We start from the raw sequence: 21,247 nt of genomic DNA on the forward strand, positions 1-21,247 counted from the left end.
CTCCAAAATGATAGGCGTAAGAGAAGTCGTTCGAGAAACACTCCACATCCTAAAAGGAAAAAAACTCCAAGATAATGCTATATCCACTCACAAAAACTTGTCCGTTTGGAAAAAGTTTGCTGGACTTGAACATCCATGGAGACAGATAAAAGCACCTCCAAAGTCTCACATCCATCACGGAACATCCGAGAAAAAGGAACATACAACCTCTCACAGCTCTCAAAAAAATATTCATTCAACACATGGTAAGGAGGAATTCAAGTTAGAAGCCGAATCGGTAAAAAGGGAAAAAGAAACCGATCCGGGTCAGCCGCTTCTTTTCACAAATCTTCCAAAGATAAAAAACTCACCATATCCAAACAAAAGACCGGTATATGTTCCTGGAAAAATCAATGACCTCGGATCTTTGATTACAGAAATAAAAAACTCGCTTCTAAATTCCGGTCTTGAATCAAAAGCAAAAGAATTTTTGGAACTTGCTTACAAAGGTGAAAATGATCTTAATAAAATTCTAAATATCTGCTATCGTTTCGTTAGTATATCTTCGGATAACGTAAATAAAATTACACGTTCTCTCGTTTCTGAAAAAGTAAAGGAAACGAAAAGAACTCTTTCCGAAGCGATGCTCGGAAATGACAACGCATCCGGCGAACATGACGTTCAAGCGAGCACTCCTAAAATTCTTCAAAGTAGTTTTCTTCCTGAAATTATTAAGGAGCTTAACGAAGATGGTCTTTCCGTTTCTGACAAAAAATTTATTGAGAGGGTAAAGACCTCAATCGAAAGAAAACAAATTCCTCATACGATAAAAACGAAGATAAACGAGGAGTTAGCACGACTTGAAATCAAAGAACCTTCGATCGTTCTAAAAATTATAAAAACATATATCAGTGATTCTCTTCTTAAATATAACGAAAAAAATAATCCGAAACCGATCGATGACGATTCTCCAATTAAAAGAAGCGTAATTTCTTCCAAATTTAGACATCTCGCTGACAACATGGAAGAGGCGATTCAGCACAAAGAAAGCCCGCCTATATCCAGACAAAATAAAACGAGAAGAAGAATTGGCATTGCGGCTTCGATGTATGATCAATCTGTCAAATTACGAAAAATTCAAGCGGCACTTTATGGTCTTGCTAACGAGGTAGAGGACGGAAAACTTCCCGAGTATCTTAAAAGTATCAAAAGTAAAAATGATATTGAGGAAATTATTTCGACTTACAAACACCTAGATTACTATCGTCAGATTCCTAATTCTAAGGAATTGAATCCATTAGATTCAAAAGTTTCGGTTAGGTTTTATAAATTTCCGTTGGACTCCTTTTACGAGGATACGCAAAAAGAAATTCGAATTAGTTCAGATGGTAAGGTAAACAATCATTCCTTAGATTGGGCTTTGAAGAAAGGTCTGATAACAAAAGCAGAATATAAAACTATCCTCAAGCACACTTCAAAGGACAAGAATTCTCATTACGAATCTTTTCAAGTAAGTGATCTTGAAAATGCCGAAGAACTAAAACGGATATACGATTTAAAAGATAATCTTAAAGACAATTTGTATGTAAAGCCCGCAGAGAAAAAATCAAAGAATACAGTTCTAATCAATGGAACGAAATACGAGTTTTATTTTAAAGGAAAAAAGGATCGAAGTAATTATCAAAAAAGTATCATAAAGATTCTTCGCCTAGGTCTTGATACATACAAAAAGGTTGAAGACGCGGGAAAATATATACAAGCTCTTAGCGAAAATAACAAAGGTCGCGGACCGGATCCAAAAAAAAGAGAAATTCAAAAGTTAGAAGAAAACCTCGTCGGAGTAAAGATTCCAGGTTTTTTCCCGACCCCGAAACTACTCGCGCAGAGACTTGTAAAAGAAGCAGAAATTTCTTCAGGTATGGAGGTCTTAGAACCCTCAGCCGGAAAAGGAGATCTCTCCGAAGAAATTCAAAATTTAACGGGAATCAAACCTGACACGATCGAGTATTTTAGTTCTCTAAGAGAAATTCTACAAAAGAAAGATTTTAACCTCGTAGGAAGCGACTTTCTAGAATTCAAAGATAAACTCTATGACCGAATCATTATGAACCCTCCTTTTGAGAAGGGTCAGGATTTGGAACATGTTCAACACGCGTATTCACTCTTAAAACCAGGCGGCCGCCTTGTTAGTATCATGTCCGAGGGACCATTCTACCGAGAGGATTCTAAAGCAAAAAATTTTAGAAAATGGTTAGAGGACGTTGACGGGGAATCGGAACAACTTCCTTCCGGTTCATTTCTTGGACGCGATTCCTTTAGACAAACCGGTGTAAATACAAGGATCGTAATCATTGAAAAACCAAAAGCGAAAACAAATTCGAAAATTACCAATTTCGAAACAAAAATCACGGATGAGTCTTTTGATTCAAAATCTCTTTCCGAGGCAATGCGCGGAAACAAAAACGCGGAAGGAGAACATAGTACCGTAAAAAATCTAGAATCCGAGGTATACAATTCTCATCCAAATACGAATGATCAAGTTCTCGAATCAATAGATAAAGATGACCCTCCAAAGGATACGATTAAAAAAATTGATCTAACGGATGTCAAAACACTGCTCGATCATAAAGAAAAAAATAAAGAATTCAAAGATGTTAATGATCGCGTTCCCGGTTCGCGGAAAGAGATGGCCGCGATTGCGAAATTACTTAAATTATCCGATCTAAATAAGCTAGATTCCGCAACAGCGGAGCGCGTCGTTAAAAAAGATAGGGTACTTCCTCCGTTTGATTTTACGGAGTACAAGAATAAGGGAGAGGAGGGAGGCTTAGTTTTTTTAAAATCTAAGTTATACGACTCTATCGCTTCGAAACCTGCGGATTCGGATTATGCAAGAAAGGAATATGTCCTTAACTTAAAAGATATTCTCGATCCGATTCTTAACGCAAAATCTATAGCTGAAATTACACAGTATGCGAATTCATTTTCAAGACGAACTCTACACGATTATAAAATCATAGTTCGTTCCGAAATAGATAATTTTCAAAAGGAAATTCTTAGTTCAGATCGCACGAAAAGTTCTATGGACTCCATTTCTGAAAAATTTAAGAAAATAATAGGAGATATGGTTCCCGGAGCCGAATCGATCATTGAAAAAATTGTAGGCGGGGAGATTAAACAAAGTTTCGAAATCGACCGTGAATTATACTCCCTAATGAACAAATATTACTTTGTAAGTGATACAAATAAGGGGCTAAGAATGTTGCCCTCCGTTTACGGAGATCGATTTTTTAATCTCCTTATGTGTAGAACTGATCCATCGATAAGAGTTTGGCGCGAAGCATTGCAGTATAATCCTCTTAGTGAAGAAACGGCGGCTAAAAAATATAAAGACTACGTTGAAAAAAAGAAATTGCATTCAATTAACCAAAGTACCACTTTTTTAAAAATTTATCCGACGTTAAAAGAGTTTAAAATAAAAAATCCTCAATATAGCGATGAAGCCGCGAATAAAATATTCACGGAAAGAACAAGTATTAAAGAATCTATAACAAGGGAAGAATGGTCTAGGATTCCACTCAATAATGTTCGAGATTCGGATTGGTCATGGGCAGAGAAAAAAAAATCAGAGAAGAAAAATACTCCAAATAATAGTAATCTAAAACGCTTACCTTTAGGAATAATTTTAAGAGAGAACGGGAGAACAATTTCTCCTGGTGAAATTTCTTCAAAAGCACTTACGGAAGAATGGGGATTTAAGTCTGTCCAATTTGGTAATTATATGGATGATAAATCCTCTAAAGATCATTTAACACGGTTTGTTGCTTCATTAAAAGATTTAGAGGATGCACTTGAGATCGATATGAAAAGGGCGATCACTCAAGGAAATCTTAATATGGCTTTTGGTGCGCGAGGAAAGCCTGGTCAATCTGCGAGTTATAGTTCTTCCTTTAGAATCATTAATGTTACAAAGACAAAAGGGGATGGATCAGTAGCTCACGAATTTGGTCATTATTTCGATCATCTATGTACAGAAAACGATGCCAAGCGAGACAAAAGTCATTTTATCACTATAAACCCGAAAGGTGTTTTCTCAGATTCGATAAAAAAACTTTTTACAGTAATCAAAAATAATCCCGATGGAACAAAAACGAATTTCTATCAGAATGCTTTATCGACAGGAAGCAAAGAACTTGTACAGAGAGAAGAGCTATTCGCGCGTGGTTTTGAGGCTTATGTTGAGGATAAACTAGCGGAAAAAGGAATGATGAATACTTATTTAGTATCTCCAAATAGAATAACGGAAGGGATGCACCCGATATTAGCATTTCAAAATGAGATTAAATATCCGCAAGGGGAAGAGAGAACTCGAATTGTTAATGCGATCGACGATTTTGTAAATGTTTTTAAAAATAAATTTCATCTTTTAAAACCGCTCGATAAGACCGCTCCGAGAATTTCAAGCCAATTTGAAAACTATATAACTATCAGCGATATAGTTAAGGAAAAGAAAAAAAAGAATCCGATTTCTCTCTTTAAGGATGAGACTTGAGGATATGGACAATTATGAAATCCTAAAAGGACTTTTTCTTTATACGCTTTTATCGAGTCTACTTTTCTGGTGCTCACTCGGCATTTTTGCTCGTTTGGTTTATGACGCTTTTTATTTTTTTCGATCAATGTTTGTAGAAGACTCCGAGCAGAATGAATATTCACATAAAGATTCAAAAGTCTAAATGCCGACATTCCTCGGTCCTTATTCTTTCGATGATTTTCTTGAGGATTCCATTTTGAAAAACCTTTTTGTTTCCGAAACTGAAATCGATTTTTCAAACCCGCTCGGTAGCTACAACCTGGGCGATGTTTTGGCAATAAATTCTTTAGTCTCGCATTTATTCGTAAAGGTGATCGTTCCTTTTGACGGAAACCCTATTTTAACAATCGGGGATACTACGAGCGTTGATAAGTGGTTTGACACCGGCGGTTTGGATTTGTCTGAGGCAGGGGTATTCTTGGGGGTTGTTTTGGAGAAAATTTCTTCGATGACCCAGGCAAAAATATATTGGAATCCAAATCTTTGTTCGAAAGGCAAAGTAAACGTGTTTCTATTTTCGAGTGCAGTATAAAATTATTAAATTCTAAAATATAAACGAAAAACTTACGAATTCAACTGTTCTCGAATATAGTCCCGGCTATGACTTTGGAGAAAAATAAAGTTTATAAAATATTCTACATGGGTCTACCTATGCGCGGGTGGATTGGTGAAGACGGGAAATGGGTTCTTGAGGGATTTTTTTCGAGATTTTTTCGACTTCTGAAAGTTTCGGAAGAAGGATGGATGGTTATAGTCTACGATTGTAGTTATTTCATCGTTCTTTTTAAATTTCTACGTGGCGACTATACCGAAGAATAATTGTGAACCTGAAATTCAAATTCACAATTATATTATTCAATTTATTATTTTAATCGCGGTTCGCAAATTTGAATCAGCTCTTCTTCGATCGATTGGCCTAACATTTTAATTAGATCCGTTCTAAAAACGTTGTCCAAAACGATCTCGATATATTTTCGATTTTCAAGATTCTCGATTCTATAGATCCTCATTCCATTTCGAATCACTATATACACAATTAAATTATTCATTTTAAAATTTCCTTCGAGCATATCAGCCCTAATCTATATTTTGTAAATCTTCGGAAGAATTCTTAAAAAAATTCTTTCGACTGATCCGTTTTCGAATCATTTTAACCGCCGATTCCACTTTTTCGAATATGAGTAGTCTTCATGCAAGAGACTACGTTTTTACATCCATTCCAGATTTTAAAAGCAAGTCCTGAAGACAGGACCGGTGCGATTAAAATCTTGGTCAGAGCTTCTTCGGAGCGAGAGGACAAAGAAGGAGAGGTGATCCTTAAATCTGCGTACGCGGATCAGGATATGCGAAGTGAATTTACCTCTCAAGGTTACTTCGATTACAACCACCTTACCGATATAATCGATAAAGAAATCAGAGAACTCAAAAAAGAAGGAAAACTAACCGGTACGACACTCGTCGCGCTTCAAGACGCGAAAACAAAAGCGATTATAGGCGCACCGGAACAGATCGGATTTAAAGACGATTTTCCTTCTCATCTTGGAATCAAAAACGACGGCGTATATATCCAAGGCCGCCTTTTTCCAGGAAACAGTTTCGCCGAGGAAATCAAAAAAGGTTTACAGGCAGGTTTCAACGGTTGGGGAGCTTCGGTAAGCGGATTTGCAAGAAGAGAAGACTATCAAGGAAATAAAATTCGAAAAATCCAACTTAAAAAATGTGCCTTAGCTCCCTTGCAAGAGGTTATTAATCCGGACACCTCTGTTCAACTTCTTAAAGGTGCAGTTTATCTTCGTGATTTAGAAAAATCCGAACTCGTTGGAGTTTTGACCTCACCTGGACCAACCACACTCCAAGAAAACCTAGAGTTAGATAGGATTTCTCGCATAGAAAGAAAACTCGCCTTTCTTACAAAACTTTTTCAATCCGATCCGATCGCGCAGGACCGCTTTGTCGAATTAATTTTTAACGATATTGAGGATCGTATAGTACATCAGGGAATGGAGTGTCGCTCTTCTTTGATCAGATCCATTCTTTTATCGGAATACAGCATTGAAGGAGAAGACTTAGAAAATCTAACCGACGCTCTTTTTCTAAAATTAAACGGAGAAAGATTATGATTTCCGATGCGATAGATAGACTTCGATCGCGCTTGACTACTAAGCCGATAAAGAAGTCTGAAACTCCGGGTACTCCGGATTTACAAACATTAGCGTCAAAGGTTACGACTCTTCTTGATTCTGGAAGCGTTCTTCCTGAAACGGATAGTGTAAAAGAATGGGCGGTTGCACATGGTGTCCCGGATTCTGATGCCGGATCGTTTGCGGAAGACGTGATAAACGCGTATTTCGATGAAGCAGACGATGAAGACGAAGAGATAAATAAATCTGAACTCGGTTCAGATGATGACGACGAAGAAACGGATGAGAAGGAAGAAAAGGAAATAAAGAAAAAAGACAAGGAAAAAAAGAAGAAGGAGGAGGAGACCGAGGAAGAAGAGAAAGAAAAAGAAATTGAAAAAGCAAAACTCGCAATCTTTCAAGAATTTAAAAGCACGTTAGAAATTCTAAAATCCGGTCAGGAAACACTTGCGGCCGCAATCGAGCACCTCCTCGATCGATCCGAAGAAACAGAAGAACTCTCTTCTTCAGTTCAAAGACTAAAATCCGAAATCGGATCTTTATCCGAGAAACCGAATTCTGAAAAAAATCCTGTAACGAAAGTAAATCAAAACGGCAAATCCAGTTTGGGTTCCGGTGTTATAGCTGGAACTGATCGAGAAAGAGTAAGTAATCAAATAATCAAAGGCATTGAACTAGGAAAATGTCAGCTCGAAGACGTGGCGTACTTCGAGTCTACTTGGAAACTGTCTGATCGCGCTCAAGCATTTTTTAACGAATATAAGGAAGTGCTAAAGAGTGGGTCCACACACATTTGAACAACTTGTAGAAATTAAAAAAGCGTTTGAAGCAAACACCGCTCAAAACGGAGCTTCTCCTTTTATCGACTTCAGCTCATCGGGTGCGGTTCTCTCGATGCAATCTCTCGACAAAGTGTTTGTTGCGACCGTTTCCACAGACAAAGACTTTAAGTTTTTAAAAGAAACTCCTAGACGAAATATCAATCAGGTCATCGCGGAATACAACAGAAACAAATCGCACGGTGGCGGTTGGTACAATTCTTCGTACATTGGTCAGTCGGACGAACCGACTTATCGTGACGCGGTATTTGAACGTCTTTACAACGAAGTCAACTATATCGCCGAGGGGTTTAGCTATAACAAAGTAGTCGATACTGTCAATAACTCACAAGACCCAGAACTTGCTCAGTCAAACGCCGCTCTCAAGCGAGGAATGGAATCCCAGATGAGACGGATTTGGTTTGGAAAAAAGGATCTAAACAAACTCGAACAAGATGGATTTGAAACTCAAATTAAAGCGTTAGGTAACGACTTCTATACGGATTGTCGCGGGTCTCTTCCGGCGGTCGATCAAATGAAGTATTATTCTTCGCAAATCAGAACAAGACATTTCGGTCTTGTCAATTATGCGAAAATGCACCCCGCAACAAAAGCCCTGTATGACCAAACGTATGATCGTTCGGGAAATGGGATCGTTATTCAAAACAACAACCAGACGCCGGGTTCGACAACGATGTCAAACGTCGTCAGTGGAGTCGCAGATTCAAACTCAAAAGACGGAGTTATTGTTTTTGACGATGACATTTGGATGGATCGTCACGAGTGGGGAGTTCCGCTCAGACGAGATCAAAACGGACATTGGGTAGAAGGTCCAACCTCGGATACACATTCTCCGGCGATGCCGTCGTTTAACGTATCTACTTTGAATTCGGTTCCGGGTTCTTTATTCACAGGCTCCTATGTTGGTGATTACAAGTACAGAGTATGTGCAGGGGATCTAAAGAATTGGTCTAAGGCAAGTTCCGCTCAAAGTATCTCAATCCCTTTAAACGGAGCTTCAGAACTTACGATCACTCCCGGAACGGGCGGGGTTCCTGAGACACGTTATGCCATCTTCAGAGAAACCGGACCGAACTCGGGAATCATCCGCTACATGCGGGAAGTTAAGAAAAACACTGCGGGTCCGACGACGATCGTTCAAGACCTTAACGAAGATTTACCCGGTACGACGATTATGGTTATGGGGGATTTTAATAGTAAATCCTCTTCCGACGATACAAGAACTCTGATACTTTCCGAGCTTCTCGGATATACGAAAACTTTGTTTCCGTATGGTGCAGGCGGGGTGGTTCGTTCCCGACTTGGAATCGTAGAAAACTATAGCGTTCTACAGATCCTTGCCGAAGAAAAGTTCCGGGTTTTTACGAACGTTCCTGTCAGAATCTAAATCAATTCCTCAATATTCAAATTTTCTAATTAAAAGGGGCGTTCGCCCCTTTCTTTCTATATGAACTTTGATCAGTTATACAAGAAAGGAAAGTTCCCGGATACCGAAAGAGTACTTTATCAAATCGCAACAGCGGCGAGAGAGTCCCTAGTCACAAACACATTAGCCGCAAAACCGAGCTGGTGGGGTCGGATGGCGATGTCAAACAAGGCCGGAGGCGGCGGAGGTATATTACTTCGTAGGATTCCGGGCGGGTTCCAAGTCTATCATCCGAATAAAGGAAAATACAATTATCTTGCGGTTCTTGAAAAGGGTAGGGGACGTTATGACATGAGACCTTCTTTACTTGGAGGGAGCCGCGCCCGTATGGGTGAGAACGGTCCGTATGTAATCGTTCCAATAAAAAAAAACGAGGACGGAACTCCTGTAAGTCCCGAAAACAATTTAATCAATTCCGCTATTATAAAGATCGGAACTTTTCGAGAAGAGAATGCTCATGGACAGACGGTCACACGAAATAAATACAAGTACCGAATTGATGCCGGAATGGCTGGACGGGGGAATGCGTTTGTCGCCGAACAAAAATATAGAAACGGGAACGTTCAACGTTCTTACTTAAAGTTTGTCGTGGTCAATGAAAAGAGTACAAAATTCTTTCAACCTGTAATCCCCGCTCAAAAAATCTTCGGACGAGTTAGAGAGGATGTAGATAAGGCTTTAAAATCGAAGATCCTTCGAAGAGCAGTAGCCTCGGACACAAAAAATCTAATTCAGGAACTTTTACAGAAAAGGAAAAAGAAATGATCCATACATTTTTTCTAAATCGTTTTGGATACTTGTTAAGAAAAATTCCGATTTGAAAAGATAGTTTAATCTTTCTTTTCAATGGATCAAAGCCTTCGAGAAGAAAGTGTTCGTCGTGAGGATGGAAGAGATAAGGGTGCAATTCTTCTAACCTATCCCGCTCCGCCGGAGGATGCGGTCGTAAATTTTTTTCGAGATTGTCTTCCTTTAACCGGGATTTCAAATAGAAATTTGGACGTCCCCGTTGTTCACGGACACCCACTCTATCAAGAGGGGATTTCAACGAAAGGTCCGAACTCGAAATTTCCGAAAGTAGGAATCGAGTGCTCTTCGGAAAGACACACTCAATTTCTGGGAATGAATGATCTTCATTTTGAGAACTCCGAATCGTTTTTGAAATACTTAGAAGACATTTCTCAGTTACCTGAAAGTCAGAGACTTTCTACAAAAGCATTCTTAGACGAGTTTTCTAGAAGTAAAATTATTCAACAGGTTCAGTTAAACGTTGAATCCGATGTAATCATCACAGGATTCTCAACCGGAAACGCCGGAAGAAATACAAATAAATTTTTGTATGACGCTTGTCTTGCTGTAACTCTTCTTCTAGCAAACGATCTTCCAATACTTTATCCAGGACTTAACGTTTTCTTACCCGAGGACACCGAACCAAATCTTACAACTACCGATTTTTCAGAACCTTTTTGGGGTTTTGAGATTAAGGTCAGACTAGTTCAAACTAAATCGATTTTTCGATTAAAACCCGTGTGGTTATTTCCCGATACGAAGTCTTTCGATGTATTCCTAAAGAAAAGCCGAACTCGATTCGAGAGCTTTGATTTAGGTGAAACGAATCATTGAAAGACGATGAACTTCAATTTCAAAAATTAAAAGCGGATCCAAAAAATCTTTCAAAACCGAATACAGGTTTATCCGCTGACGAGTTTCTTTTGCAAAAAGAAAGGGAACTCGGTAAAGCCATTTCTCCCCGCTTCCGGGAGCAGTTTAAAAAGGAGCTAAAAGCAATCGCTAACAGACCTCACGAAGAGGTTTGGAGGGGGTTGTTTGGGGACAAGAGACGTTGAATTTCTTGGTAGAGGTTTTATTCAGCCGGGAACGCGCGGCGCGTTTCGAACAAAAGCACAATCAGCGGGAATTTCTCCCGATCTAAATACGCTCATTCTGATCGGTCCGGCGGACAACGGATACGATACAAACGATTCTAGTTTAGAATCTTCTAAACGAATCCTTGAGTTTGGTGGAGCCGACGAGGCTCGTTCCATTCTCTACTCCGGAGATTTAGCGGATGCGGTGATCAGCGCATTTTCTCCTTCGAAGGATTCTAGGTTTTCTTCGGGTCCGCAAACGATTAAAGCGTTAAACATTTCGCCTAACGTTCGCGCGTCGTTTACAGCAAACACGACCCTTACGGGTACAACAGTAGTTGTACAAGGTGTTATTCCCGGACCTCGGGGAAATCAAATCAGGTTCCGCGTCACAAGCGGAGGAACAATTCTCCAAGTAGGGGACGGCGATGGAATTCAAACCTCAACACCACTTGAGTCGAATGATCTTCGGATTCGCTATGTCGGGGATGCCGGGAACGCAACAATTTCTTTTGATGGTTCAGAACTTCGAATCACTCTTTCCGGTACGGCTTCGACAGATGGTTCTGCGGACTTAATCGTTCCGGTAAAGGATTACGCAACACTTCAAGAGATCGTAGGTTTTGTTTCAAGTAGAACCGGATACGAAATTTCTCTTTTATCTGCGCCGGACAAGAAAACTTCGACCCTGGATCATATTCTTTTAACCGAGAATGTCGATGTCAAATCGAACTCGGTTACTCTCAAGTCCCTCCTTTACCAACAGGAACAATTCTTTTTAGGAAACAGTCTCGCGGAGATAAAATCGGGTGCGGTCAGAAAACCTCTCTCCGACATGGCCGCCTTTGCGTATTTGTCGGGTGGAAGCACAGGAGTCGTAACTCCGCAAGCCTATCTCAATGCGATCGATACCGTATTTGATACTGAGATTTGTAAGGGCTTTTATGTAAACGTTTGTACCTCTCTTACAAGTGTTGTTCTGTATCTCGCGGACAAGCTGGCGAGCGCAAACTCTCCCGAGGGTGCGGACGAAAGATTCGGCGGAGCCGGACTTGATTTAACAAAATCCTTTGATCAAAGAATCGATGATATTAAGGGAACGAACTCCGAGTTTCTTGTTTTAGGATTCTCACCTGTCACTCGTTACGCTTCCGATCGCGTTACTTTAAAAACGTATCCGGGTTGGATGACGTCTGTTTTACACAACGCAATCAAAGCAAGTTCGAACGTACGCGAAACCGTAACCTACAAAGACCTCAACCTTGTAGATGCGCCGGAGAAACTCACCAAAACACAAATTAAAAAAGTCCTTCGAGCAGGTGGTCTTGTTATTACGAGAAAACCGAACGCTGGACCTTTCAAAATTGAATTCGCAGTCACAGCGTATCAAAGCCAAAACTTAATTAAGAATCAAGCCTCAACAATTTGTACGGCACTTGCCCTTGTAAAAGATTTCCGGGAATGGCTTGATTCCACCTTTATCGGTGAGGTTCCGACCGATCCTTCAGCTCTCGGCTCCAATCTTACGGACGCGGACATACGTACCGCCGTTATACAACGTTTTCGTAATGTGTACATTGGTCAGTATGGTTGGCTTACTCGAAACATATATACGGGTGAACCGGCGTTTCGAGAGGACTTCGATATACGACGCGACGGAGACGTAATCTATTTCGTTTTCCCTGACGGCAAGATCGTAACCCCGATCAACTATATGTTTTTCCTGATCAATCTCGATGTCGTGCGCGGCGTGAGTAACGGGGGTTGATCATGGCAAAATCGGCTAGACCAAATCCAGCGGTACTTACGGGGAATGACGCCATTGTCAAAATAAACGGAATGGCCGTGGGCTTTATGAAGAGCCTACGTGTGAATATTAACAACCACCAAGAAAGAATTCAAGCAATAGGAACAAGAAAACCGAAAGGTTTAAAATCGTTAGACTGGCAGGGAACGGCTTCGGGTGAGTTTCATATTTTAAAGACCGCGATCGAGGGAGTCGTTCAAATCGACACGTTTCACGACGAACACGCAGACGATCTTTACGACATTTTAGTAATCGACAAAATTTCAGGAAAACGTGTCGGGCTTTTAACGGGTGCGGTAAATACGGAGGGGTTCGGAATTTCTAATAACGAACTCTCAGGCCGTGAGATAGAATTCGAACTTGTTGATTGGGAACCGATGGAGGCGTTTAACTAACCTTTCAATTCTCCGATTCTCGTGTATTCGGTTTAATCTCTTTTTATGAGAATCCTTGATCCGAATACACGAGTTACTTTATCCGCGAAATACGAAGGAGAATCGTATCAGTTTGAAGCCGAAATTGCTGATCCTTCCTTAGAGATCGACATTGACATTGCGATCGCAAAACGTTTGAACGGTGCCTATCTCGAATCAATACGAAATTATACGTATGGATATATCCGTGCAACGACTACACTCAATCTTGTTATCAAAGAAATTCCAGAGAACTTTCCGATCCAAGATTTAGATAACTTCGAAAGAATCCGGGACAAGGAATTCGTGATTCATCTTTTTAAAGAATACGAAAAGAAAGAGAACTGGTTTAGATCAGAGTTAAAAAAAAATCGGGACACTCGACGCTCTTTCAAACGAGGAGAATCTTTACGACCTTCTTCTAATGACGAAGTTTCAAATCTTCCCCAGGGGAGTGAAGCACCTCGGGAACTTCTACCCGGAACAGAAACGATTTCTAATCGAAGCGATTTCGAGGGTGGACATTCAGAAACTTCTAAAGAGAATCAATCTTCTTTCCCAAAGAAAGCAGGTGATGAAAACCGAACCAGACCAATTCCTAACGGATTTATCCCCGACAATCAAAACTATCCTGGAAACGGAAGCCGGGTATTCAAAAGAGATGCTAACGCATGAAGCAAACCTCAAAAAACAGGAAATTCTTAAACTTATCGATTCCGAGTTAAAGAATGTCTAGCGAACACATAGATATTTCGGTCCGGGCAAATCCAGATTTCAAAGGTGTTGATAAGGAAATTGAGCGGGTCGCGCGAAAAGCAAAAAAAGACGTAAAGGTTCCGAGTTCTCCCGGAGGCGGAGAAGGTAGCGGAAAAGGTGGGTCTTGGTATCCTAAGAATTTCAAAAAACGTTTTAAAGAATCTGCCTCCAAATACGGAAACGGAAGTGCAATCGCAAACAAGATCGGTGCAGACGGCTCGGATCTTGACGAGACCGGTCACGGAGGTTTCTACAACGCATTAGATAAAAAGATTTCAGCGGCTAAGGATCTTCTTTCTAAGAAGAAAAAGAAAAAAGGATCTGGAGAGGAAGAAGAATCAAGCGATGGTTCCACCTCTGGCTTAACAAATCTTAGCGGTGCTAAGCAATTCTCAATTCAAAAAGCAGAACTTAAAATCCAATCCGCAAATCTGGACAAGGGAGGTCTTGGGAATCTTCCGGGTACCGGTGGAGGCGGGAACGGTACCGACGGCGGATCGGTAAAAGGTCAGACTCTTTCCTCAGCGGCGGGATCACTTCCTTTTGTCGGCGCGCTCTTCGCGGTAGCGGGTGGAGTTTTAAAAACAATCTCTGCGATCGGCGAGCAGTATCACGCCGCAATGCAATCGCAAGCCTCTACGATTGGAGCGACCGGCCGCTATCTCGGAGGAGGTGGCGGATATTTTTCAAACGCAGAGCTCGCGCAAGCAAACGTTATGCGCGGTCGCGTCACCGGTAATTCCGTTTATGGAAAAGGAAACCAAATCGATTCCGAAACAATTCAATTCGCCTCCTCACAAGGGAAGGGGTTATCTGAGGTTGTACGCGAGCTCGAGACGATCCGAAAAGAATCAAAGAATGCTAATTTAGGATATTTGCGGGGAGGCGCAAATGCTACAGGTTTCGGCGAACTTCGTCAATCTGAGTATATTTCAAAACTTGCAAGTATTTCGGAAAATCTTCGTGCGAAAGGCTACTCCGGTGATATTTCCGATTATGCTAAATTCTCTGCGGGAATCGGGAGGGGAGACGGATCCAGAATGGACCCGACTCGGAAAATGGCTCTCGCGGAACAACTTTCTGATCAAGGTAGGAACGGAGCGTTCGGAGGAGGAATCTTCGGCTCTCTGTCTATGGCGGAATCCTTTAAGGCAAACGGAGGTGACGTTTTCAAAGCGATCCGAGATTCCGAAAAGAACCCTGGAAAGTACATGTCTTCCGCACTTTCAGGTCTTGACGGCAACATGCGCGGAATTATTCAAAAAATGTCCGGCGGAAGTTTTTCGGAAATGTCGGATCTAAAATTCGGTTACAAGGATTTTGGTTCGGATAACTCTGCGATCAAAGCCGGTTACAACAAAGGTCTTGAGCTGGATAACCTGAAAAAAGAGACGTTTGCGTCGGATGTCGGCGCGGACGCGGCTCAGGTCGGTTACGATCTAAATAAGGGAATGTTAGACCTTTTCAAAGAAAATCAGAAGGCTATGAGTTCTTTGACTCAGGTGGTTGGGGGGATAGAGAAGGCTCTGCTTCCGGTAGTTTCAACGGGGATTTCCGCGATTGTGAGCGATGTTCAAAAAATTACGGGGGATTTAATGAAATTGGCGTCGATTTTTTCGAATCCGAGCGGACTGTTGATTCGGTCCAAATAAAAGACAATGTCTTTAATTTTCGATTTTAGGAGAATTTCAAAAATAATTTTTTTATGATGTTTCATTTTTTAATTTTTTTCTTGAAACAATATATAAAAAGACTAAAAAACGCAAGATTTCAACCTGAATTTAGCGATAAATTCAGTAGCCCGTAAAGGGTTAATTGGAAATATGTGCTTGTGGAACCAAATAGAATACAATTATTATTAAATGGTGCCTGGAACCCAAGGATTTTCACTCCCCCCTGGGTTCAGCGATTTCTATTTGAATCGAATGACCCATTTGATGTCCTTTTTAATATAGATGCTATAGAATTCGGGTTCTCGCAAAAATTTATTTCAATCTATCCTTCAAGCTCAACAATCAAGATCGTATGCAACAATCTTAAAGTTGAAACGATGGAATATGCGAAAAAAGTAGCGGATAGAATTCTTCAGAATTTACAGCATACACCAGTTGATTCTGCAGTCATTGAATTATCATTTGAATTAAAGGAAGTTAATGCTTCGATAGAGACCATACAATCGCTAAAAGAAATCAAAGTGGCTGGGTATGGTATTTCGGCCTTTAAATTTATAAAGATCGAACCAAATATTTTAAATAAAGAAATGTTTATTTCATTAGATAATAGCAATATCCATATTCAATTTTTGAACAAATTTAATAGAGATTCTTTTTTAGAAAATTCAATAACCGAAACTGTAACAAAAAACAAAGAGGAGGTTGTAAGATGGGTGTCAGTATAGATGAAATCTTTAGTTTTCCGAGTGTAACTTCAATTCCGAAAGAAATCCCGACTAAAAGAGTAACCATAGATACAAACGAAAAAGGGAATATAGTTAAATTCGAAATAAACGAATCAGATTATTCTAATATGCTTGCGTTACTAAATAACAAGTTAGGAGACATGGCTTATCTAGACTCGATTAAGACCTTGGCAATTAAGAACTTAATTAAGAAAACAAATTTTCTTAAATTGATGAGTGAAGTGGATCGAAATATAATTTCAGATGAAGAATTTGAAAATGAGATCCAAGAAAATGAAGAGAAGTATTTCATAGACTTGAACAAAAAAATTTCTGAACGGGATATTCATATCATTGGAAAGATTATTAGGGATTTAGCGATGGACTTAGATTCGGATCTCGTTGAAGAAATGTTTTCTTTAACCCCTGAAAATTATGGCGTTCTAATTAAAGACGTTTAGGAAATTTGATTGGCAACTTATACAACTCAATATGTTTCAATCGAATGTGATTCAGCATCGATAACGGCGAGAAAATGGATACCAGAGTCGGTTGTGAAAATAGAAAATAAAGGAAGATTTTTTAAATATAAAACTGATCGAAATTGTTGGGCAGAAAATCAGAAAGAACTTAATCCCAAAAAAGCGAAAATATGTCCACATTCCAAATTGGAATTAGGAGAAAGATTAGCTGGAGATAGTTTTCAAATTTTAATTGAAGGGCTAAAAAAATTAGATTTTGATGTCGTTAATAATTCTGCGAAACACAAAGCCTCAAGTACAACGACAAATAGATATACATTCATTCAAATAGTCTATCCGTTTAAGTTTATTGAACAACAGCTAATTAAGCAAAGCGAAATTCCGTCTTTTTCATTAGTCAAATTTGATTCTTCCCTATAATCATTGATAACGTCGTGAATCTTCCGAATATTTTAAACAAAATGATAGGATAGTGTTGTTGTCCTTAAATTTGCGCGGCTCTCTACATTAAATGAAATCGAAAAAAACAGAGTGTCATGTCATTCACTTCCGATAATGCCATTTATGTCTCATATAATGCGCATACGTTTTTGAGTGTACTGGCACATCGGTAACACTCTAGACCGGAGTCAGGAGTTAAATCGAACTAAGGCAATTAGATGCAATAATCCCAATAATTTTCTGAATGAGCAATATAATTAATACAAATGTTTTTCAATAAATTCCATTGCATCGACTTCAAAGTATTTTATCTTCGTATTGTAGAATATATTTTCAATTCTTGATTTCATCGAATCGTCAATAAATTTATTCACAATGTGAATTTCTTTTTCTTGTTCAAAAATTCCTTTACTACCGCCTTCTCTCATCATTCGTTCAAATAATAAATCCGAATCTGGAAAAGAATATCCAATTACATATATTTTCGTGCTTATCTTCATGCGCGACGTTGCTCTAAACCAAATATCATGAATAATATTTGAATCTAACTTTTTTCCAAATACTGGTGGGATAATAAAGGGAGCGTAAGGCCACGTCATACCAACCCCCTCGTTGTTAAACGTAACTTGTGTCGCCTCTAGCCATGTTTCACTTCCTCGGGTAATTGGTAAATTTAGGTAACATTCATTAGATTTCCATGGTGCTTGATGAATTGGTACTGCCCAATTCAACGAACCATGCAACTTGAATAATTTTAAATCTGATTCAATATAGTAATTTGATCCTTTAATGCTATTTTCTAAATTTCTAACTATATGCGGAATAGGGTCTAATATTGGGCCATATCCCGCCCCTGGAGTCCAAGCGCCGCTCTTAAATAGTAAATTATCCATGATTAAATCATAATTTGTAGAAATTATTGTTGCTTTATGCTTAACAATATAATTTAGCAATTTTTTTAGAATTTCTGATCTATGATGAGATCCATTTGAAATAGCTTGGATTATTTTCCGATTCACTATTATGGATGAAATTAATCCAATTAAATGATCGTAAAGTATTGAATAAATAGCTATGTTTTCTCCATTCAAAGAAAAAGGAGAATTCTGAAGAAATGTGGCTACCTTTTCAAAATTTACATTTTCCCAGGAATCACCAAAATATTTATTGATATAATCAACGAGTAAAGTTCCGTAAAGGTCGTCAGGAATTAAATTATTCTTTTTAGCTTCATATAACAAAGAATTTGCTAGCGGGAATGACGAGTCAATTGAATGACTAAATCCTGCGCCCAAAATAAATGTTGAAACGTTCATTTTAATCCGAATTTTATCGAAGATTATTAATTACTATTTTTTTCCAAATGCTCTTTATGAGATTTGTAGTTTAAATCTTCTAATAGCCCACCGATTTGTTGAGCAATTTCATCACTGCAAAATTCATTAATTAAAATTCCTTGGAAGACTTCCCTTAAGTCATGGTAAAACCATTTTTCCTGAAGCTCACTTTCTCTATGATTCCTTTCCCATAATGCAAAAATTAGATTACTTACAATTAAAAGTGCATTTTTTTCTAATTCTTTAATTACATTCGCTACAGCTTCTCTAACTTGAATATCTCCGATCCAATTATCTGTCATCTTCTTCTCGAAACCAAAACGTAATGATTCCTTATAATAATATTCAAAGTCCGGTTCATCGTTAATTGACAATGGAACTATCGTACATAACATAGAGGAAAGAGCTTGATTTAAATGTTGCTTGTTTACATCAACAAGGTCTTTAATGCGAGCTTTAATTAATCTTTTTTGTCCAACTGGTAAAGAATTAAATCCTTGAACTGTAATGCTAGATAGGTTAGTTTGAATTTCTGCAAGCGATCCAGATGATAACACATCAGAAAGTGTGGATTTCGGACGTTGCGACTCGGTTAATTTTTTTAGAAACTCTTCCACAGACTTTATTCTAGTATCTTTTGGATTTAAACATTCTTTAATTAACGCATCCAGTGTAACAGGTATGCTTTCATTTGCGGCAGATAGATTGTTATAATCGCCTACCCTGGGCCTATGTCCTGATAAGCATTCGTATAATATAACGCCTAATGAATAAATATCGCTCCTCTCGTCAACCTCGCCCCCGTTTTCTTGCTCCGGACTCATATACCCAGGTGTACCAATTGCCGAATCACCAGTAACTCTGGAATAATCTGCTTTATTCAAAGATAATCCAAAGTCAACAATGTAACAAGATTCGAGATCATCAGTGATTATAATATTTGCTGGCTTCAAATCACGATGAATTATTTGATGTTTATGCGCATAAGAAATAGCAAGGCAAATGAATTTAAAATATTTTGTCGCTTCTTGCAAAGTTAAATATCCTCTTTGCTGAATATAGGATTTTAAGCTTGTTCCATTTATCCATTGAAAATAAATTTTGAAATCCTTTTCATTTGGCATAAATGAAATATCATAAATCGCGGGTATATTTGGATGAGTTAATTTTGCTAAATTTTTAGCCTCTCTCCTAAATCTTTCAATGTCCTCATTGCTCGGGGAGTCTTTGAATAATGGGTCTAATGTTTTTATAGCTACTTCTCTGGACAGTTCTATATCCTCTGCCTTGTCAATTTTACCAAACCCGCCTTCTCCAGCAGTATCTTGAAGAATTAAAAATCTATCTTTCATTTGTTTCCTCGTATTTATTCCATTTTATTTATTTTCTATCTGCCTACACACAAAATTGTTCCTCCGTCTTCATAATTCATTTACGATTGGAATCGAATTGCTTCGAATCCAATTGAGACCAAGGATTATAGATTTAAGTTTGTGAATAAACGTTAAGGATCATGCGCATCTAAACCTAATTCGAGCCTAAGACAAATAAGACCTCTTTGCCTATTTGTTCTGATAAGTTTTGCATAATTTCGCAAACTTTTTTGTATTAAATTCGAATACCTTCTTCCGCCATTTCCCTTCCTTTTCTCTTACGCTGATTTGCGCACAATTCAATCGGCGTGTTGAAAAAACACATTCACTTTTTTGAAATTTCCCTGAAAAAGAGAGATTCAGGATTCTTATATTATGATTTTTAGAATGAAAGGCGAGCGCCATTAGATTTTTGAGATCGTCGTTTTGTAGCCACACAAAACCTGCGCGAAGCCGAAGAAACTTTGTCTCTTGGGGCCGATTCGCGTCCCTTTTCTACTTCCGATAATATGTAATTCTGTCCCGACGTACGCTCACCTATTCTGTATGCTCTGGCGCATCGGTATCTACTACTTCTGTTTTAGCTTTGAATTTGGCAATAACTGAATTAATATGGTTCTGCGATTCCCTTGTAAAAATTCCATCTTTGCAAACCCTACAAAAATAACCGTCTAACCCTAATACTTTAATAGAGTCATAGCCCTTAACTGAATAATTTTCTGCAAGGTCAGAACTAAAAACCGTACTTACTTCTATACCGCAAGATGGACAATTAATCCAATTTCTATCTTTCATAAATCGTCAGCTAATTTGGATGAAATAGTTTCTTTGTTTTGACTTACGGCTTTGCTTTTAATATCATATTTTTTACATAATAGTATATAATCATTTACTGATTCCTTAAATGCCTTTTCCAATTGAGTAACCGATTTCCCTTCAAATGAAATCAAATCTTCTATTCCTTCAATTTTTCCAAAATATATTTCATCGATTGAATTAAATTGGACGGAACCTATAAAGCCTTTGTATTCAATGACTTCTTTCATATTATACTATCCTTATGACTTCGGCACTTCTAAGCGTTAATAAGATCTTTATGATTTCTAATCCCTTTTAGTTCCGTTAAATTCTTTTGGCGCTCTTCTCTGATTTCATATTCGTTTGGAATGCCCATCCAAAACTCTATTGAATTTCCAAAAAATATTAAAACAGAATTGGCTGTAATTCCCCGCTTCCCTTAAATTATCTCACTAACTCGCGTTGGGTATATCTTTGTTTCTTTCGCTAGTCGATATGCAGAGATTTTTAATGGAAGTATAAACTCTTCATTTAAAATTTCACCAGGATGAACATTGGGATTATTTTTCACTTTAGTATTATCTTAAAATATTAT

The 21,247-nt window shown here is 38.6% G+C and carries 19 protein-coding genes and 2 pseudogenes; 15 read left to right on the forward strand and 6 right to left on the reverse strand.

All coding sequences use genetic code 11. From position 1 onward, the window contains the following. The first annotated feature begins 7 nt into the window (after nt 1-7). The gene (locus tag LEP1GSC052_RS21165) at nt 8-4,531 is read left to right on the forward strand and encodes an LPD1 domain-containing protein (RefSeq protein WP_020985502.1); all 4,524 of its coding nucleotides are present in this window, start codon (nt 8-10) and stop codon (nt 4,529-4,531) included. Between the two features lie 184 nt (nt 4,532-4,715). Then, on the forward strand, nt 4,716-5,105 hold the full coding sequence (locus LEP1GSC052_RS02140) for a hypothetical protein (RefSeq protein ID WP_010572117.1): 390 nt from the start codon (nt 4,716-4,718) through the stop codon (nt 5,103-5,105). A gap of 331 nt (nt 5,106-5,436) precedes the next feature. On the opposite strand, the gene LEP1GSC052_RS02150 is transcribed toward LEP1GSC052_RS02140, so the two are convergent. Then, a complete protein-coding gene (locus LEP1GSC052_RS02150; RefSeq protein ID WP_156892089.1) occupies nt 5,437-5,622 on the reverse strand; it encodes a hypothetical protein in 186 nt (61 codons plus the stop codon). Between the two features lie 141 nt (nt 5,623-5,763). Between LEP1GSC052_RS02150 and LEP1GSC052_RS02155 the strand changes: the two genes are divergently transcribed. From LEP1GSC052_RS02155 to LEP1GSC052_RS02215, 13 genes are all read left to right on the forward strand, one after another. Beyond that, on the forward strand, nt 5,764-6,693 hold the full coding sequence (locus tag LEP1GSC052_RS02155) for a hypothetical protein (RefSeq protein WP_010572120.1): 930 nt from the start codon (nt 5,764-5,766) through the stop codon (nt 6,691-6,693). After that, on the forward strand, nt 6,690-7,511 hold the full coding sequence (locus LEP1GSC052_RS02160) for a hypothetical protein (protein ID WP_020985527.1): 822 nt from the start codon (nt 6,690-6,692) through the stop codon (nt 7,509-7,511). Before LEP1GSC052_RS02155 ends, LEP1GSC052_RS02160 begins: the two co-directional genes overlap by 4 nt. Further along, nucleotides 7,492-8,940 (forward strand): hypothetical protein, encoded by a 1,449-nt coding sequence (locus LEP1GSC052_RS02165; protein WP_010572123.1) that lies wholly within the window; start codon nt 7,492-7,494, stop codon nt 8,938-8,940. The genes LEP1GSC052_RS02160 and LEP1GSC052_RS02165 overlap by 20 nt, the downstream gene beginning before the upstream one ends. A gap of 60 nt (nt 8,941-9,000) precedes the next feature. Next, entirely contained in the window at nt 9,001-9,744 is a 744-nt protein-coding gene (locus LEP1GSC052_RS02170; RefSeq protein WP_020985503.1) for a hypothetical protein, read from the forward strand. Between the two features lie 81 nt (nt 9,745-9,825). Continuing rightward, entirely contained in the window at nt 9,826-10,602 is a 777-nt protein-coding gene (locus LEP1GSC052_RS02175) for a hypothetical protein (RefSeq protein WP_010572126.1), read from the forward strand. After that, nucleotides 10,599-10,826, forward strand: a complete 228-nt coding sequence (locus tag LEP1GSC052_RS02180) for a hypothetical protein (protein ID WP_010572127.1) — start codon at nt 10,599-10,601, stop codon at nt 10,824-10,826. The genes LEP1GSC052_RS02175 and LEP1GSC052_RS02180 overlap by 4 nt, the downstream gene beginning before the upstream one ends. Continuing rightward, nucleotides 10,807-12,615 carry a hypothetical protein gene (locus tag LEP1GSC052_RS02185; protein WP_010572128.1) on the forward strand — a complete coding sequence of 603 codons (1,809 nt, stop codon included), beginning with the start codon at nt 10,807-10,809 and terminating at the stop codon, nt 12,613-12,615. The genes LEP1GSC052_RS02180 and LEP1GSC052_RS02185 overlap by 20 nt, the downstream gene beginning before the upstream one ends. 2 nt (nt 12,616-12,617) lie before the next feature. Continuing rightward, the gene (locus tag LEP1GSC052_RS02190) at nt 12,618-13,049 is read left to right on the forward strand and encodes a hypothetical protein (RefSeq protein ID WP_010572129.1); all 432 of its coding nucleotides are present in this window, start codon (nt 12,618-12,620) and stop codon (nt 13,047-13,049) included. Nucleotides 13,050-13,094: 45 nt separating this feature from the next. Further along, nucleotides 13,095-13,742 (forward strand): hypothetical protein, encoded by a 648-nt coding sequence (locus LEP1GSC052_RS02195; protein WP_020985505.1) that lies wholly within the window; start codon nt 13,095-13,097, stop codon nt 13,740-13,742. 53 nt (nt 13,743-13,795) lie between these two features. Continuing rightward, nucleotides 13,796-15,475 carry a hypothetical protein gene (locus tag LEP1GSC052_RS02200; protein ID WP_010572131.1) on the forward strand — a complete coding sequence of 560 codons (1,680 nt, stop codon included), beginning with the start codon at nt 13,796-13,798 and terminating at the stop codon, nt 15,473-15,475. A 179-nt stretch (nt 15,476-15,654) separates the two neighbouring features. Continuing rightward, entirely contained in the window at nt 15,655-16,221 is a 567-nt protein-coding gene (locus LEP1GSC052_RS02205; protein WP_156892090.1) for a hypothetical protein, read from the forward strand. Next, complete coding sequence (locus LEP1GSC052_RS02210) at nt 16,206-16,682, forward strand: hypothetical protein (RefSeq protein ID WP_010572133.1); 477 nt, start codon at nt 16,206-16,208, stop codon at nt 16,680-16,682. The genes LEP1GSC052_RS02205 and LEP1GSC052_RS02210 overlap by 16 nt, the downstream gene beginning before the upstream one ends. A gap of 9 nt (nt 16,683-16,691) precedes the next feature. Beyond that, on the forward strand, nt 16,692-17,123 hold the full coding sequence (locus tag LEP1GSC052_RS02215; protein WP_010572134.1) for a hypothetical protein: 432 nt from the start codon (nt 16,692-16,694) through the stop codon (nt 17,121-17,123). 278 nt (nt 17,124-17,401) lie between these two features. Here the strand turns inward: LEP1GSC052_RS02215 and LEP1GSC052_RS02220 are convergent, their stop codons facing one another. The 5 genes and pseudogenes from LEP1GSC052_RS02220 to LEP1GSC052_RS21600 all read right to left on the reverse strand — a co-directional run bounded on the left by LEP1GSC052_RS02220 (nt 17,402) and on the right by LEP1GSC052_RS21600 (nt 21,223). Next, a complete protein-coding gene (locus LEP1GSC052_RS02220; RefSeq protein WP_010572135.1) occupies nt 17,402-18,460 on the reverse strand; it encodes a hypothetical protein in 1,059 nt (352 codons plus the stop codon). Between the two features lie 26 nt (nt 18,461-18,486). Then, a complete protein-coding gene (locus tag LEP1GSC052_RS20655) occupies nt 18,487-19,833 on the reverse strand; it encodes a serine/threonine-protein kinase (RefSeq protein WP_010572136.1) in 1,347 nt (448 codons plus the stop codon). 558 nt (nt 19,834-20,391) lie between these two features. Then, nucleotides 20,392-20,649 carry a hypothetical protein gene (locus LEP1GSC052_RS02235; RefSeq protein ID WP_010572138.1) on the reverse strand — a complete coding sequence of 86 codons (258 nt, stop codon included), beginning with the start codon at nt 20,647-20,649 and terminating at the stop codon, nt 20,392-20,394. Nucleotides 20,650-20,717: 68 nt separating this feature from the next. Then, a pseudogene (locus LEP1GSC052_RS02240) lies at nt 20,718-20,900 on the reverse strand (hypothetical protein); the annotation flags it as partial. A gap of 29 nt (nt 20,901-20,929) precedes the next feature. Further along, nucleotides 20,930-21,223: pseudogene (locus tag LEP1GSC052_RS21600) on the reverse strand (HigA family addiction module antitoxin). Nucleotides 21,224-21,247 lie beyond the last annotated feature (24 nt).

The organism is Leptospira kmetyi serovar Malaysia str. Bejo-Iso9, from assembly GCF_000243735.2.
Taxonomy (GTDB): Bacteria; Spirochaetota; Leptospiria; order Leptospirales; family Leptospiraceae; genus Leptospira; species Leptospira kmetyi.